General features: G+C 50.1%; 12 protein-coding genes and 1 pseudogene. 2 read left to right on the top strand and 11 right to left on the bottom strand.

Annotated features, from left to right (window positions below):
• Positions 1-85: 85 nt before the first annotated feature.
• The 4 genes from cydC to IDH41_RS15670 form a co-directional block, all read right to left on the bottom strand.
• Entirely contained in the window at positions 86-1,813 is a 1,728-nt protein-coding gene (cydC, locus tag IDH41_RS15685) for a thiol reductant ABC exporter subunit CydC (protein WP_190862617.1), read from the bottom strand.
• Positions 1,810-3,564: a thiol reductant ABC exporter subunit CydD gene (cydD, locus tag IDH41_RS15680; protein WP_190862615.1), complete on the bottom strand. Its 1,755-nt coding sequence runs from the start codon at positions 3,562-3,564 to the stop codon at positions 1,810-1,812. Before cydD ends, cydC begins: the two co-directional genes overlap by 4 nt.
• Positions 3,565-3,631: 67 nt before the next feature.
• Complete coding sequence (locus IDH41_RS15675; protein ID WP_190862613.1) at positions 3,632-4,645, bottom strand: cytochrome d ubiquinol oxidase subunit II; 1,014 nt, start codon at positions 4,643-4,645, stop codon at positions 3,632-3,634.
• Complete coding sequence (locus IDH41_RS15670) at positions 4,642-6,009, bottom strand: cytochrome ubiquinol oxidase subunit I (RefSeq protein WP_190862611.1); 1,368 nt, start codon at positions 6,007-6,009, stop codon at positions 4,642-4,644. The genes IDH41_RS15675 and IDH41_RS15670 overlap by 4 nt, the downstream gene beginning before the upstream one ends.
• 477 nt (positions 6,010-6,486) lie before the next feature.
• Here IDH41_RS15670 and IDH41_RS15665 point away from each other — a divergent pair, with 477 nt between their 5' ends.
• Entirely contained in the window at positions 6,487-7,836 is a 1,350-nt protein-coding gene (locus tag IDH41_RS15665) for a purple acid phosphatase family protein (protein ID WP_190862609.1), read from the top strand.
• Between the two features lie 103 nt (positions 7,837-7,939).
• On the top strand, positions 7,940-9,037 hold the full coding sequence (locus IDH41_RS15660) for a HupE/UreJ family protein (protein ID WP_190862607.1): 1,098 nt from the start codon (positions 7,940-7,942) through the stop codon (positions 9,035-9,037).
• A gap of 220 nt (positions 9,038-9,257) precedes the next feature.
• Here IDH41_RS15660 and IDH41_RS15655 read toward each other — a convergent pair whose 3' ends face one another.
• The 7 genes and pseudogenes from IDH41_RS15655 to IDH41_RS15625 form a co-directional block, all read right to left on the bottom strand.
• The gene (locus IDH41_RS15655) at positions 9,258-9,464 is read right to left on the bottom strand and encodes a hypothetical protein (protein ID WP_190862605.1); all 207 of its coding nucleotides are present in this window, start codon (positions 9,462-9,464) and stop codon (positions 9,258-9,260) included.
• Positions 9,461-10,552, bottom strand: coding sequence for a GerAB/ArcD/ProY family transporter (locus tag IDH41_RS15650; RefSeq protein WP_190862604.1), 1,092 nt, complete (start codon positions 10,550-10,552; stop codon positions 9,461-9,463). The genes IDH41_RS15655 and IDH41_RS15650 overlap by 4 nt, the downstream gene beginning before the upstream one ends.
• Before the next feature lie 10 nt (positions 10,553-10,562).
• Positions 10,563-11,678, bottom strand: a complete 1,116-nt coding sequence (locus tag IDH41_RS15645) for a Ger(x)C family spore germination protein (RefSeq protein ID WP_190862602.1) — start codon at positions 11,676-11,678, stop codon at positions 10,563-10,565.
• Positions 11,679-11,694: 16 nt separating this feature from the next.
• Complete coding sequence (locus IDH41_RS15640; RefSeq protein ID WP_190862600.1) at positions 11,695-13,119, bottom strand: spore germination protein; 1,425 nt, start codon at positions 13,117-13,119, stop codon at positions 11,695-11,697.
• 230 nt (positions 13,120-13,349) lie between these two features.
• The gene (ppsA, locus tag IDH41_RS15635) at positions 13,350-15,959 is read right to left on the bottom strand and encodes a phosphoenolpyruvate synthase (protein WP_190862598.1); all 2,610 of its coding nucleotides are present in this window, start codon (positions 15,957-15,959) and stop codon (positions 13,350-13,352) included.
• A 286-nt stretch (positions 15,960-16,245) separates the two neighbouring features.
• Positions 16,246-16,506 (bottom strand): annotated as a pseudogene (locus IDH41_RS15630) (helix-turn-helix transcriptional regulator); the annotation flags it as partial.
• A gap of 46 nt (positions 16,507-16,552) precedes the next feature.
• On the bottom strand, positions 16,553-17,260 hold the full coding sequence (locus tag IDH41_RS15625; protein WP_190862596.1) for an FAD-dependent oxidoreductase: 708 nt from the start codon (positions 17,258-17,260) through the stop codon (positions 16,553-16,555).
• Positions 17,261-17,271 lie beyond the last annotated feature (11 nt).

Here is a 17,271-nt window from a genome sequence, read left to right as displayed (position 1 = left end):
CCCCCTTCTAACTATTGTGATTCCCACATTTAAATATATACGCATTCACTTATATAATCAATTAATTATTTATTGCATGAGGAGGTCACGCTGAAGCTTCTCCGATCATTTGCAGCTCAATTTGCTTCATCTTATAAAAATAGCCTTTTTGCTCCATCAGCTCCGAATACGAGCCCGTCTCCACGACCCTGCCTTGCTCCATGACCACAATCCGATCCATTTCTTCCAAACCGGCAAGCCGATGACAAATCAGAAGAAGGGTATCTCCGGCCGCCTGTTCGTACAGCTGCTTCAAGACGCGTTGCTCTGTCACGCAGTCCAACGAAGACGTCGGTTCGTCCAGCAGCCATAGCCGTCCTTTGCGGAGCATGGCCCGCGCCAGAGCCAAGCGCTGCTTCTCGCCGTCCGATAAGTTCTCCCCTTTTTCGTACACGGCATCGGTTAACGACTTCGTCGGCAGCTGCACTTTAGAGAGAACATCCACTAGTTTTCCGTCCGCATATTCTTCTCCATTCAGCAGCAGATTGTCCCGGATCGTTCCCCGGAAAAAGTGACTTTGCTGCAGCACCACGTTAGCCGTCTCCCAAATGCCCGTCTCGTCCAGCTCTTTCGCCGAAATACCGTTTAATCGCACATCGCCTGCCGACGGTGTACGCAGTTTGAGCAGCAATTCGATCAGCGTCGACTTTCCTGACCCGCTCGGCCCGACAATCGCCGTTTTGGAGCCTGATGAAATTTGCAGCGAAATATCGTTCAACGCCGGCCTCCACTCCCCTTCATATTGAAACGTAACGCCGGATAGCTCGATCGAGACAGCCTGATCGGCCCACAGCTTGCAGCTTGAATGCAAGGACTGCGCGGGAGTAGCGAGTACCGTTTCCGTCAGCCGTTTGGCTGCATGTTCGCTATCTTGCTTATACGCGGGTAAGGTGGCCATTGCCGCCGCTTCTTCGAATACCGTTAGCGAGGCCATGACCAGCATGGCTAGAAATACGCCGGCAAGCGCTCCGTCCATAATCAAATAGGCGCCAAGCGCCAGCACCCCCCAGGAAACGAGAAGCGTAACAAAGGCGTGCATGGATTGTCCGCGCAGCAAATGTCCGGCTGCTCGCTGCTGCTCGGCTGCCAACGCAGCGGAAGCCTGCTGGAGCTGCCGTTCCCGCTCTGCCAATTGCCCGTATACTTTCAGATCGCGGAAACCATACAGCATCTCTGTTACATCCGTGGACAGCAGCGCCCGCTGTTCGCGGATACGTTCATGTTTTTTTCGCTGTCCAAGCATTACGATTCCCGGCACGACCCACGCAGTTCCCAGCATTCCCAGCACGAATATGCACGCAATCCAGAACGAGAAAAAAGCGGTAAACAGCATCGTCGCCAAAAAGACCATAACGACAATGACCGGCGGATAAGCGACGCGCAAAAAATAATGCTGCAACCCTTCCACATCCCCAACGATCCGCGCAAGCAGATCCCCGCTTCGATTTTTATTCCATATCCCGGGCGTCAAAGGGATAAGCTTGGCAAAAAAGGATGTACGCAAACGGCTAAGCATGGAGAACGTCGCCCGGTGGGAAAACAGGCGTTCTCCGTAACGGCTCGCCGCCCGAAGCAAGCCAAGCAGTTTGACCAGCGAGGCAAGTACAATCAAGGTGTAGAGCGGCGGCGCAAATACCGTTTGCGAGATGAGATACCCGCTCGCTGAGAATAGAGCAACGCCGGCTATGCCGGCAATAAATCCGCCTATTATCGAAAGGACGATGTCTTTGCGTTCCCGAATCATCGCTTTTGACAAAATAACCAGCTCGCTCATGCCAGCCCCCCTTTCCGTTGAACATCGACCATCTCGGCATATTGAGGCAAACTTTCCATAAGCTCGTCATGACGTCCCGAAGCCGCTAACGCTCCATGTTCCATAAACCAAATGTTGTCGGCATGTCTAATCGTATACAATCGGTGCGCTACCGTAATCATCGTTGCCGTTTTAGCCAAGGCGGCAATGGCCCGCTGCAGCACGCGCTCGGTGTGCAGGTCCAGTCCCACCGTAGGCTCATCGAACAAAATAACGGCAGGCCGCTTCAAAAAAGCCCGCGCTAACGCAAGCCGCTGCTTCTCCCCGCCGGACAGTCCCCTGCCTCCTTCACCGACGTAGGTATCAAACCCCTGCTCCAATTGAGCCGCAACCTCCGCAAGTCCTGCCTCCTCCGCCGCCTGCTCGATCTCAGCCCTGGTGACGTTCCGACGTGCGCCGATCGCGATATTTTCAGCGAATGTGCCTGCAAAAATATACGGATGCTGCGTAATGTAGCTAACACGTTCGAACCATAAAGATTCATACTGCTGCGAGAGCGGGGTTCCGTTCACCCTAATCGTTCCCGATGCCGGTTTCAGCAAACCGGCGATGAGATGGAGCAAGGTCGTTTTGCCGGATCCGCTTGCTCCGACAATGGCAATATGTTCTCCCGGCTTAACCGAGATCCGTCCGGCCTTAAGCTCAAACGAATCGGGCGCATACCGAAACGTGACATTATCCAGTTCAATGGATGGCGGCATAGGAAGCAGCTTCGTTTGGGACGCCATGAATTCGTCCGGCTGCGCCGCGCCGATCGTTTCCGCAAGCATGTTCTCGACCTTGCGAATCGCTCCCATACTCGTTCGCCCGCTATGAAACGCCGTTCCCGAATTTTTCAACAGGCTGTAAAACTCGGGGACGAGCAACAGAACGAGAAAGGCGGTGTGGAACGTCATCGATTTGAATACAAGCAGCTGAATGGCCAGTTCGAGAGCGACAATACCGATGCTCAGCATGACGATCGATTCCAGCATGAACGTATTCGTAAACGCGATTCTCAAAATAGCCATTGTGGCATCGCGGTAACCCAAACTGCTGCGTTCGATTTCTTGCTGCTGTCGGCGAGCCCGTCCAAATAGTTTCAAGGTAACCAGCCCTTGAAGTGAATCAAGAAACGTTCCGGAAAAATCGGCCAACTGCGCATACTTTTCTTCTGCTTTGTTTTTCGTTTTCAGCCCTGCCAAAATCATGAACAAAGGGATAAATGGAGCCGTAAACAGCATGATGAGGGCTGAGTTGGCATGTTGGACGAACGTAACGGCCAAAATCATTATCGGGATAACGGCCGCTTCCGCCATACGCGGCATGTACTGGCTGAAATAACCGTCAGCCTCATCCACGGCATCCAGCGCAATGCTCACCTTCCCCCCCGTCTGTCCGCAAAGGGCTGAAGGCATGGAGGCATGAGTCATGTTTTGCAGCACGGCTGCTCGCATATTCGTCTTGGCGGCGGCAGCCATATGCAAGCCGACTTTCCCGTTTCCATACGACAAAAGCGTGCGTACAGCCATAACGCACAGCAGGATGCCGAGCAGCATGGCAACCGACGAGAAGGAAGCACTCTCCACGAAGAGCCGCTGGACGGCTTCGGCCAGCAAGGCGGCCTGACTCACAATGGCCGCGCCAAGCGCGAGCGAAATGACCGCGAGGAAGACGAGACGTTTTCGTTGCGCAGACAATTGTTTAGCGATCAAGCTTGTTTTCCTCTTCATGCAAACTCTCCTCCTTAACGTAAATGACCTGCGAGGGTTCGTTCTTCGCATCCAATAAGGGGTCCGCCTATTTCATCCCCTTCACATAATCCGCGTCGAACAGGAAGAGCCTGAAGACCAGAATAAGGGAAGGGATCAACAGGCACATCCCGCCGATAAACACGACAACGAGCGCGAAGCCCATCGATGGCGAAGTGACGCTGCTCTGAATTGTGATGTACGGGTCAAGAATATAAGGATACTGGCCGATTCCGTATGCGAAAAAGGCGCAGAAAAATTGCAGCATGATGCAGATGAACGCCAATCCGTAACGGCGTCCGCCGTATAACAGCCACATAGCGGTCATGAAGAATCCAACGGAAAGCGCAAGCAGCCACCAAAGATCCATCATATTTTGAAAATGCCGCTCATTATGTTGGCCCAAATAAATAAAGGCAGTCAGCGCGATTATGATTGTCGGCGTACTCCAGAACAGCGCATAGCTCCGCATCAGCTTTAACGCGGAATGATCCTCTGCACGGGAAGCGTAGAAGGCCAGAAACGAGCCGCTAATGAACAAAACGGACACGATCGCCAGTCCGACGATGCTCCACGATAACGGATCGGTAAACAACCCCCAGTAATCAAGAGAAACCGTCTCGCCCTGCTCCGAGATAAAGCCTCCTTCAGACAATGTCAGCGCCACTGACAACGAAGCCGGAATAAGCAAGCCCGTAGCTCCGTACAAAAACAGATAGACGATGTTATTTTTGGAGCCATAGTTTTCAAAAGCATAGAACGAACCGCGAATAGCGAGCAAAATAACCGCAATGCTTCCCGGGACAAGCAGCCCCGAGCCATAGTAATAGGCGGTATCCGGAAAAAATCCGACCATGCCGATATAGAAAAAGACGAAAAATACATTCGTGATCTCCCATACGGGCGACAAATAACGGGAAATCAGGCGATTGATCAGATGGTCCCGCTTCGTCAAGCGGGCATAGAAGGCAAAGAAACCCGCTCCGAAATCGATGGAGGCTACAATTAAATAGCCGTACAAAAACAGCCAGAGCACCGAAATTCCAATCAACTCGTAACTCATCGCTCGTGCTCACCCTTTTCCGTTGTATTGTCGCCCGCATGCTGCATCCACTTCTCCATCTCGGCTTCCGCCGGATTATTGTTGAACAAGCGCCGAAGCACCAGAACGAATACGGCACCCAGTACGATATACAGAAGAAGGAAGAGAAAAAAAAGAATGCGCACGCTCGGCGATGTCGTTGCCGCTTCTTCTACACGCATATAGCCGCGTATAATCCACGGCTGCCGTCCGATCTCGGCATAAAACCAGCCTAGCTCGACCCCTAGAAAAGCGAGCGGCGCGCCTAAGGCAATAACGCGAAGCAGCCACTTGTTGAGCTCATTGCGCTTTTTCCAGAATACAAATAGGAAATACAGCAATGAAATGCCGAGCAGCGCGAATCCGATGCCGGCCATCAAGTCAAACAAATAATGCACCAGGAGAGGCGGCTGTTCATCCAGAGGATATTCATTCAGACCCGTTACTTCCGCATTGAAATCTCCGAAGGCCAGGAAGCTGAGAAATTTCGGCAGGTGAAGGGCTCCTATCACTTCATGCTCTGCATTAAGCCACCCTAGTAGAATCAGATCCGCGCCGCTTTCGGTCTCAAAATGCCATTCCGCGGCGGCCAATTTCTCCGGCTGGTGCTCGGCCAAAAATTTGGCGGACAAATCACCGGTTGACGTGTTTAGCAATCCGAACACCAGAACAACCCCCATCATAAGCTTCAGAGCTTTTTTATGGTATCCGGAGACGCCCTTCCTAAGCATCGTAAAGGCCGCGATTCCTGCCAACAGAGCAGCACTTGTCAAATAGGCCGAGCTTAAGACATGGAACACCTTGGAGAACGTCGCCGTATTCAGCATCGCTTGCACGGGGTCAACGGCTGTGAATTGTCCTCCTTCCATCGTAAATCCCCCAGGCTGATTCATGAATCCGTTGACCGTCGTAATAAAAACGGCGGACATCCCTGCCCCGGCGACAATTGGAATCGTAAGCAGCCAGTGAATGTAACGGTTTTTGAACCGATCCCACGTATACAGGTAAATCCCCAGGAAGATGGCCTCAAAAAAGAACGCGAACACTTCCATAAATAACGGAAGCGCAATAACATTCCCCGCCAGCTTCATAAAATTCGGCCACACCAAGGCCAGCTGCAGCGAAATCGCCGTTCCTGTCACAACGCCGACCGCAACGGAAATGACAAACCCTCGCGACCACCTCTTAGCCATCAGGGTGTAGTGATGGTCCTTCTTGCGGATGCCGATGAATTCGGCGATCGCGATCATAAGCGGGATACCGACGCCAAGCGTCGCAAAAATAACGTGGAACCCTAAGGTCATTCCCGTCACCAGCCTGCTCCACAGCACCGTATCAACGTCCATTCCTTTACGGCCTCCCTTCATTAGCGGTTTGAAGATTGTAATAAGTTATTGCCCATACCAAGGATAGTTTTCCCAGAATGGAATCAAAGTACTGCAAAACCTGATATTTAAAATTAGTATAGCTTTCGCTTTTGGCAATTCAATCGCGGTCACGACTTCGCCTTTAAACGTTCAAGGAAGGATCAATTCTTTCCGACAACTCGGTGAATTACGTATAAACCGCCCGTTCGAGCTATTGATTGATCCAGCTTAGCGTTTAACGCAATTCGATAAAAAACAAAACAGCCGCCTTATCAGCGACTGTTAATCAGACTCTATTCCATAATCGTACTCCCTTTAGTGTGAAAAAATCTGCGGATATGAAGTTTCTACTAGGTTTGTCTAAATAATTACATAACATTAAGTTGACGTTCGTATAACACTCTTAAAGTAGCATGAATCTCGTAATTCAATTCGATTTGAGAGAGGATGTTAATGATGTTTAAAAAATGGACCGACAAGCGTTGGGTTCGCACCACGCTTCTGCTGTCCGCTGCCGTTGTGGCCGTTCCGGCCGTCAATGTTCTGGCAGAGCAATTGGCGACGAAGATGCCGACTGCCGAGATCCACAAACCTTCCCTGCAACCCGACAGGATCGTCTTGACTTGGGAAGGCGATACGGCGACTACCCAAGCCGTAACCTGGCGTACGGACGTCAACGTCAACTCGCCGCAAGCCCAAATCGCAGTGGCAAGCGACAATTCCGATTTTGAGGATGACGCGGTGACAGTACCGGCCGAGAGCACTTCCGAAGTAGCTACATACTTGGGTTACTCGCAAAAATATCATTCGGTCAACTTCGAAAATCTCTCGCCGGAAACAACCTACCTGTATCGCGTAGGAGACGGGGTCAACTGGAGCGAATGGTTCGAGTTTACAACGGCATCCGACCAAGCAAAACCGTTCTCGTTCCTTTACGTTGGCGACGCCCAGAACGATATTTTAGAGCACTGGTCCCGCGTCATCCGCAACGCTTACTCCGACCTGCCGGACGCGAGCTTTATCGTCCATGCCGGCGATCTGATCAATCACGGCGACGCAGACGATCAATGGGGCGAGTGGTTCAAAGCAGGCGGTTGGCTGAACGGGATGGTGCCGAGCATCCCGACTCCCGGCAACCACGAGTATGCTAGAATTTCGAACGAAACGCCGGCCGGGCTCTCGCCTTATTGGCGCCCGACGTTTGCCCTTCCGGAGAACGGTCCGGATGAAGCCGTATTCAAAGAGAATGTCTATTACGTCGATTACCAAGGCATGCGCATTGTCTCGCTTGATACGAATCTCCGGGGCGAAAACCTCGACAAGCAAGTCGCGTGGCTGGATCAAACACTCAAGAGCAACCCGAATGAATGGACGGTTCTCACGTTCCACCATCCGATCTTCTCCAGCGCGGAGGGCCGCGACAACGCCGAAGTGCGGAACAAGCTCCTTCCGATCATTCAGAAATATAACGTTGATTTGGTGCTCCAAGGACACGATCACACGTATGCGCGCGGCCAAGTTCTGAACCAAAAATCAGGAAAAAAAGTAGTGGATCCCGACAGCACCACGGTATTCGTGAACTCGGTTTCCGGTCCGAAAATGTATGAATCCTCTTCGGAAGTCTGGGATAAGAACGGCGCTCAAGTGGACAAGGCAGTCGCGAATACCCAGCTGTACCAGCTTATTCATGTCGACGGAAACGTTCTCCGATACGATGCGAGGACGGCGACCGGAAAAGCGTTCGACGAGTTCGAGATTCGCAAGCTTCCTAACGGCAAAAAGCAGATGATCGAAAAGAAAAAGTAAGATTTATTCGACCAAGAAGTTCAAGCATAGGGATGGGGACGCACTCTCCGTCCCTATTGTTTTTCGCAAAGCATCAAGCAAGTTATACAAGAAAGGATCGAATATGAAACGGATCATTAGGTTTATTGCTGCTTTATTTGCGGCTTTCGCGCTGACGGTTCCATTACTCGCGCCGTTTCAGCAGCCCGTAAGCGCGCATGCCATGGACAACGGATATATGGACGTGCAGATTGAGTCGAATGAGGTATATGTAGAACTGCTCCTGGACTTCAACGATCTCGCGAGCGTAGTTCCGCTGCCCGTTGATTTGATGTCTTCGCTGTCGGTTGAAGAGCTTGGGCAAGCGCTTGACGACAGGACGGAGCCGCTGCTCGATTATGTAGCATCCGGGGTTAAGCTATACCGTGACGAGGTGCCCGTCGAGCCGGAACTTGTCGGCACGAGCGTCGAAAGGGTCAACGAGGTGCCGCTCGCCAGATTTCAGTTGGTTTATTCCGGAGACGGAGATTCCACGCGAATCGATTATGATGTATTTATTAAGGACATCAATAAGTCCCATACGAATATCGCTCAAATTAACGGCCCCAAAGGGGATCAGGAGTTCATCTTCAGCATTGTGAACCAGGAACTGGTGGTAGGCGAACGCGACTGGTTGCGTCAAGCGTGGCAATTTATTCTCCTCGGTACCGAGCATATCTTTACCGGGTACGATCATATTTTATTCGTGCTTTGCCTTCTTCCGGCTGCCAGAAGCTTGGCAGGCGTCGTTGAAGTGGTTACGGCGTTCACGGTCGGGCATAGCTTAACGCTGGGATTGGCAACCTTCGGAGTGATTCAATTGCCCGGTCGATGGGTAGAATCCGCCATTGCGGCAAGCATCGTCTTCGTGGCGGTTCAAAATTTGTTCGACAAAAATCCGAAGCACCGCACGATCGTGACGCTGCTTTTCGGTCTTGTGCACGGATTCGGGTTCTCTGGCATTCTGCAAGAGATGGCGCTTCCCCGTGAAAGCTTGTTGTCTTCCTTGTTATTTTTCAATGTAGGAGTAGAGATCGGACAAATCATCATCATTTCCATGGTATTCCCGTTGCTCGCGTTTTTTCGGCATTACCGGACTTATCCCCGCGCCGTCTCGGTCGGCTCCGCCGCCGTAATCGCGATCGGCCTGTTCTGGTTTATTCAGCGGGTTTTTGAGTTTTAATTTGCATGGTTGGGAGTCATGAGCAGTCACATAGTCGGCTGCTCAGGCCCAGTCATTTTCTCTCTTGTGCCGATAATGAATTCCTTTATGGCATCTTCATCGGTGAAATATTCAACATGATCGCCCGTAACGATTTTCTTCTCGTGACCGCGGCCGGTAATCATAACGCAATCGTTATCGCCTGCAGCCATGTCATCAAATTAGGACGAAATTTCTGTTCCTACCTATAAAACGTGTTATCGATCATCCAGGCAATCGCCCGGTTCAAGTCGAGCGGACGGCCGATTACGATGCTCGCCCACAGGATGAAGCCGACCCCCGTCATAATCGCGAACGTCCATCCCTCTCTCCGCTGCATCCGCAAATTCCGCAGGAAAATAAATCCGGCCGCGCCAAACAAAATATACGCCGTCATTAGCCCGATCATGAAGCCCGCTCCCCTCGCCCTTTGCGCAGCCAGGTGAACAAAAGAATCAGAACGGGAAAGCCGATTCCGAACGGAACATAATAAATGAACAAATAATCATGAATCCAAACCGCATTTTCAGCAATGTTCGAGAACAAGAGCGAATATGCGGAGATGATCCCAAGCAGAGGTACGGCTACCAACGCACGATTTTGGACGGAAAAGACTTGGCATATCGCCGTAACCGCAAAGTAGTAGATTACGCTTAACTTCACGAACACGACTAACAGCACATTTATCGAAATGATGGATTCGAGATGCTCAAAAAAGCTGGAAAACTCCATTTCGCGAAAAATCGTATATTTCGGATACAGGAGATGAGACGATCGGTAGACGCCTAGTATCCCGATCGCGAAAAAAATGGAAAGCGCGATCTGAATGCCTCCAAAGGCCGTTCCTCCCAAAACGGATGCTTTGAGCTTGGATCGAACCATAGGGAAAATCATCATGCAAGCCACGGTTTCCAAGAAAGGAAATCCAAGGGCATACCGGGTTTCGGCGAGCACTGGCCAAAAGTGAAAATCATTCGGGATATGAAAATTTCGCCATTCCCATTCGTTGAGCATGACCGTATAAGGAAGCCAAAATGAAACGGAAATATACGGAACGACAAATAGGCTAACGAGAGATATGGAGCGGATTCCTTTCACGGCCGCATAAGCGCACACCCCCAGGGTCATGAGATGAAATACCGTTGGAGGCGTCCTTGGCATCATCGTAACATGCATATAATCGCTTATATTTCTCGTTACCCAAGCCGCGATCTGAATAAAGAAGACGATGTAGCAGACGGAGATGGCTCCCCCCGCGTATTTGCCGAATACGCGGTTCAATATTTGCACGAGCGTCAGGCCGGGATGCTTCCCGGAAATATATATCCATAACATTCCGACAAGAAGGCCGAACACGACGCCCCATACATGTACGAGCCATCCGAATTGCTTAGCGTCCGCAATCGTGGCGTTCGGCAGCATAATGAAAGTCGTCCCGACAACGAAACAAGTGACGACGCAAAACATTTGGAATGGGCTTAACGAAGTTTGTTCCAACGTATTTCTCCTATTCGTACGGCGTAATCGTATTTCCCAGAGCGGTAAGCTTCGAATGAATAATGAATTCGACTTGGACGTCCTTCCAGCGGTTACGGCCTTGCTCCATATCTCCGATTCCAAGCAAATCCCAGTTTTTCTCCTTGGCGAAGCTGACGAACTGCTCGCATTTCTTTTTATAGGCGTTATTGAATTCCCGTTCCATGTCCTCGATATTGCGGAGAGTCAGTCTGACGTCCTGCTCGTTGTTGATGATTCCCATGGTGGCGTCCAAGCGAATTTGAAGCCTATCCTTGGTTGCCCATATGCGCTTAAGTTGAACGACCTTCATGGCCACATCGACGGTTTGGCCGTTTATTTGGAACGTTTCCTGTTTGCGGGTCGCATAGCTGTTTAACACATAATACGTATTCTTGATTTCATCGTTAACCTTCCCGACCATCTTCGCCTTGATGAACACCGCTCCTCCCTTAAAGGACAAGCTCTTACTGGTCGCCTTGATATCTTCAAGACGATCCGATAACGCTGCCGAGTCGTTTCCCGTAAATTGGATGACGGGAACGATTGTCGGCCTGCTGAACGGAATGCCCTCCACGATATCTTTCATTCTCGTCGGCAGCTTTTTAATTCCGAATCTGCGGGAATGCCAGTCCAATAATAAACGAATATTTCGGCCGGGAACCCGGTCCAGCAGCGTGAACGTATTGATCACTTCGGACACGGGATCCTCCGATACGATCGCGTAAACATTCGTTCTGCGCTCTTTATAATTTTCCAAATAATTCGCCATCTTGAACAAGCCTTCCCGCGCCATCCGCTCCGACACGACATAACATTGAAGATGCGAGGTGTACAAGTTTCTGGACATGACGGCCCCGGTTTTCTCGAGCATGCTTCCCATCGTCGGCGCTGTGATTGCATAGGTATAAACGGCGGCTTTCGCCGGGCCGGATCTTCGGGCTTCGATGCTTGGGGGATTGAGAATTTGATAATAAGCATGGAACGTGCCCTGCTTATCCCGGTCAATCGCGATCATGTCGACGATGGCCAGCTGGTTGATCTCTTTCATGTCCCAGCACCCTGCGCAAATGAGCATGATCGATAAGACCGCTAGAAGTTTTCTCAACATAACGAGTCTCCCATTATGCATTCCCCTTTCTTCGCTGCCGTTTCATGGATGGCCGGTTCGTTCGGATAAACGTGTCTCTCCAATTCGATAGGTTGATCGGCGCCATCGGCGCAAAATACGGAACGCCCAGGGAGCGAAGCGACACCAAATGGATAAGCAGTACAAACACGCCGCACATGACGCCGAATAATCCTAATACGCTGGCCAAACCCATGAATCCGAACTGCAGCAGGCGCTGCGCGATCCCGAAGCCATAATTCGGAGCCACGAAGTTGGCGATGGCGGTTAACGAGACGACGATGACCATGGCAGCCGAGACGATCCCTGCCTCTACCGCGGCTTGACCGAGCACCAATGCCCCAACGATGGATATCGCTTGGCCGGATATTCTCGGCATGCGAAGCCCGGCTTCCCGCAGAATCTCGAAGATGACCATCATGCCGAAAGCTTCCGCTACTCCCGGGAACGGTACGCCTTCCCTCTGGGAAGCCAGGTTGGCGAGCATGGAGGAAGGAAGCAAATCCTGATGATAGCAAGCTATGGCTATGTATAACGAAGGCGTAAATACGGAAATGACAAATGCCAGCATGCGCAGCCAGCGAAGCACGGTAGCAATATCGGCTCTTTGATAATAATCCTCGGAGGTGGAGAACGATTGGAAGAACGTAATCGGCCCCGTCAATACATTAGGCGTCCCATCGGTAATGATGGCCGCCTGTCCCTCGAGCAATTTCGCGACAATGGCGTCCGGCCTTTCCGTCGACATAAATTGAGGAAAGGGAGTCCGGGACTTGTCCTGGATAAACTCTTCGATATACGCGCTCTCCAGAATGCTGTCGGTTTGGATGGCATTCAATCTTTTGCGAAATTCATCAATGAGGCCGGCGTCGGCAATTCCCCGCATGTAGAGCAAGCAAACCTTCGTACGGCTTTCGCTGCCGATGATCATCTCCTCAATCGTCAGCTTCTCGCTCTTCAAGCGTTTCCGAATGAGTGAAATATTGCGTGAACAATCTTCCACGAAGCCTTCGCGAGGTCCGCGGACCACAGATTCCGTTCCCGGCTCGGCTACGCTGCGCTGTTCTTGTTTGCGGATGTTAACGGATACGGCTCGTTTCCCGGGCAGGGCTACGATGCATTGTCCCTCCAGCAGCTCTTCGATGCACGAATCCGCACCGGTTACTTCTTTGATATCCGCTTGTTTAAAGGCGGTCATTAACCAATCAATCGGGTCTTGCCCTTTCTGAAGCGGGAAGTACGGCGTCAATAAACCGGAGACGACTAATTCGTCGACCAGCTTCTGGTCCGTTATGGTACACAAATACATGCAGGTTAGCTCGATTAGTTCCTGCATGCGATAGGTTTTGATCACGAGATCGGGTGAATCGTTAAGTCTCTGCTTGATAACGGCCGCTAGGCTTTGCATGGGCTGATCCATCCGAAGTCCCCCTTATTTTTCTTAAGGTTGACGGATCGGCGGTTTTTTATTCCATTATCCGTCCTCGTTTTTATCGAATGGTATGGACTTACTAAACCCATAAAAAATCACAGACACTGATTGTTGTCTGTGATTTTTCCATTAATCGACAATGGAGAAATTATTTATCGCAAAAAGCTCCATGTATGGGACTGCTCTATCTGAACGATTTGCGTAGTCACAAAAGAAAGTTACAATATTTCAATGTACCCTTCCGTTCCATTCACGCGGATTCGCTGCCCGTCTTTGATCAGTTTGGTCGCATTTTCCACTCCGACAACGGCCGGCAAGCCATATTCGCGCGCGATAACGGCTCCATGGGTCATCAGTCCGCCAACTTCGGTGACCAGCCCTTTTATGGATACGAATAATGGCGTCCAGCCAGGATCGGTAAAGGAGGTGACCAATAGATCCCCATCTTCCAGATCGGCATTTTCCATGTTTAAAATGACACGCGCTCTTCCTTCTATCACGCCGGAAGAAACAGGCAGACCTGCGATCGCATTAGCCGGCAAATTTTCTCGTTTGTACTCCCCTGCAATGATTTCGCCATCAGACGTCATGACACGCGGGGGCGTTAGTTTTTCGAAACATTTGTAATCTTCTTTTCGTTTGTTGATGATCCGATCATCGAGCTTGTTCGTGCGTACGACTTCGTGAAGCTCTTCAAAAGCGAGAAAGAAAATATCTTCTTTGTCATGGATAACGCCGGCTCGCACGAGTCGTTCGGCTTCTTTCAGCAAAGCCTGCTTATAAACGAAGTAGCGGCTGACGATGCCGTATTTCGGATATTCCCGGTAGCCGATGAAATTCCGGATGAGGTCGATCATTCGTTTTGTTTCTTTGGCTTTTTGTTCGCCGTCCGGCAATTGCTTCAATCGATCTAATAACTCTTGTTTTTTTTCCAAAGCTTCCCGGTGCCCTTGCTCAAATTTTCGATGGCCGGCATTAGGCTCAAAGTTCTTGATGTTACCCAGAATCAACGGGACAAGCGTTATTGGTTTTTCACCCCAACGAGTCCTCGTCATATCGATTTCTCCGGCACACCGCATGCCGTATTTGCTGAGATAAGCATAGATAGCGTCCCTGGTTTTCTGTCCACCCTCAAACTTAACCAGCTCATCCAGAAAGTTATCTTCTTTTGCATGCTGCAAATAATCAATCACTTCCGGATAAGGGCGAATCACATCCGCGACATCCAATAGCGCCAGACCCATTTCCGAAGTAATATTGTTCGGTACGGATTGAGTCAGCGTATCCGCTGCGTTTTTTTCGCCTAACCACTCGTTCATTTTTTCATTGATCCATGCTGAAGCATCCATCGCAGCCATAAACACAGCCGTACTTTGAGGGTCGAATAAGATTTTCTTTAATCGCTGGATATCTTCCAGAATAAAATCAAACAAATCCGAGCCCGATTTCGTTTGGATGTTTTGTTTTAACTCTTCGATCGATGTTTCACTACGCTTAATCAATTCGGAAACGATTGTCGGATCGTTCTCGAATGGAGCTTGAGAACCCGCAGATGGCAATCCTTTATCGCTATTACCGGGAATCGGCGCTGATGGATCATTCGGCAACAATTTGATAAAATCTCGCTCGATTATGGTCGTGAGTGCGCCTACTATGAGCGGATCGGATCCCAGGGTATTTAATAAAGTTTCCCGGCCGACAGCTGTAGCCAGCCTGGGCGCAACATCGACAAACAACCTTCCGCCGGCTTTACGCATAGGCGCAGGAGTAATTAACAGGTAAAAGGACAATCCCAACGGTTTGATGGGATCCGTCATCATTTGTTGATGACCGACAGATAGATAGACGTGGTTTTCTTGGGTCTTCGCTTCAGGGATCGGGTATAAAGTGGTGATCGGGCGGCTTTGGACAATATAAAACGTATCATCAGCCAAACACCACTCGATATCTTGCGGGCAACCGAAATAAGCTTCGATCTGTCTTCCGATGCGTGACAGCCGTAAAATTTGCTGCTCCGTAAGCGTTTGAGACATTTGCTGATCCGGATCGAGCTGCGTTGTCTCCGTTCCGCCTTCCTTCCTCCCATAGATAGCCAATTTTTTGGTTGCGATTCTCTTCTCGACGATTTCCTCTTCCCGCACTTTATAACAATCGGCGGATACCAAGCCGGAGACGAGCGCTTCGCCAAGTCCAAAACCGGCATCGATCGATAGCAGCTTGCGGTTAGATGTAATCGGATCGGCGGTAAATAAAATCCCGGAGGCCTGCGGGAAAACCATTCTTTGAACGATAACGGATAAATAAACCTGCCTGTGATCGAATCCATTCCGCATTCGATAGATGACCGCGCGATCCGTAAACAGGGAAGCCCAACATTTGCTCATATGCCGCAAGATGGCATCGACGCCGATAATATTTAAATAGGTGTCTTGTTGACCGGCAAAGGAGGCATGCGGCAAATCTTCGGCAGTCGCGCTCGAACGCACGGCATAAGCATGTTCCTCGCCAAACCGGGAGAGATAGCGGGTGACGGCTTCCTTAACATCGGAGGGAATTATCGTTTCCATAATGGTTTGCCGAATCAGCCTGCTGATTTCGCCAATTTGATCTCGATCCTCTGCTTTCAGCATGGTTAGCCGATCCAACAAAGCCGAATACGTTTCGTTTTGTTCGATGGCTTTTCGATAGCCCGCTGTCGTAACGCAAAATCCTTCCGGCACATGTATGCCATCGATTTTGGACAATTCCCCTAAGTTGGCCCCTTTTCCTCCAACGTGCTGAAGCTGCGTTTTATCCATTTCCTGCAACCCGAGAACCAATGAACGCATTCGTTATCTCCCCTATCCTTTCAATTGAGAAAAAAACATTTGACAAGAGTTTACCGGCATGGTACACTGAGAGTGTAAGATAAAATAATTATGTCTATAAGACTTTATCCAGTCGTGATCCGATTATATCACTACAACTGTTCATATGCAATACAAAAGAACCTGGTGAACGATCCAGGTTCTTTTTTTTGGTTTTCTACTATTCCAATAATGCGCCTTGCTCCTCCAGCCGCACCCGCGCTGCTCCGTAATGATTGTTTTATTATTTACGAGAAGACATCTGCCGCTAACGATCCTCGAATCCCCAATCGCTAGCGGAATTGCGCATCGTTCTTATATCTTGCAGAGGCGGCAGACCAAATAGCCGCCGGTACTCCCGGCTGAATTGCGTCGGGCTTTCATAGCCTACGGTCAAGGCCGCCGTCGTTGCCCCCATCGGTTCGCTCAACATCAGGCGCCTGGCTTCCTGAAGTCGAAGCTGCTTCTGATACTGCAAAGGTCCCATTGCAGTAATCGCTTTAAATTTATGCAGCCCGGATACCGCGACAAGGGCTGCCGTTAACCGGCAGCCCTATCCCAATTGTTCTGTTTTACTAATACCCAAAAAAGACATCCTTTTTTATATTTCGTTTCGAAATCGTTTTGTTTTGCAAATAAGCGGAAACAGACTCTACCATGGACTTCGATCCCGAAATCAAGTATTTGCCATCGTCCTTATAGGAGGCGGCTAACTTATCAATTTCCCGGTGCAAGTCATCCCTTGAATTCAGGAAAGTTACATCAATCGATGGATGGTTGGAAATTTCGTCCAGTTCGTCCTTGTACAGATAGGCTTTGTTGCTATCCATGTAGAGCAGATGAACAGGCTTGCCGTCGCGCTTCCCTTCTGCCTCTAGTTGTTTTAAGATCGATCGAAACGGCGTAATGCCGATTCCGCCTGCGACCAGGACCGTGGGATTGTTAGGTTGAAGATGGAAAGTTCCCACGGGCCCGCTCATATTTACTTTCATGCCCGGCTTTAATTCCAGCATCGCTTTCTTGTATTCGCTTGGTTCATTGCCAATGCCCATCGTAAGCCGAATGACATTTTCCGACGGAGCCGACGCCACGCTGAACGGTTTCAGCGGATTTTTGATCTTCTTATGAATAATGCTGAACAGTCCATGTTGTCCGGCAATCCAGGTTACGTCTCTGTCTTTTTCGAATAGAAACGTATAGACGTCTTCCGATTCTTTATAGCTTTCTAGAAATGTGATTTCCCTTTTTTTGAATACTTTCATCATGTCCCGAAAAAAGCTCACTTTCCCATCCC

This window comes from Paenibacillus arenilitoris (assembly GCF_014705655.1).
In the GTDB taxonomy this organism is placed as follows: domain Bacteria; phylum Bacillota; class Bacilli; order Paenibacillales; family Paenibacillaceae; genus Pristimantibacillus; species Pristimantibacillus arenilitoris.
Note: the sequence above shows the minus strand (reverse complement) of the source record. Positions and strands in the feature narration are given on the sequence as shown.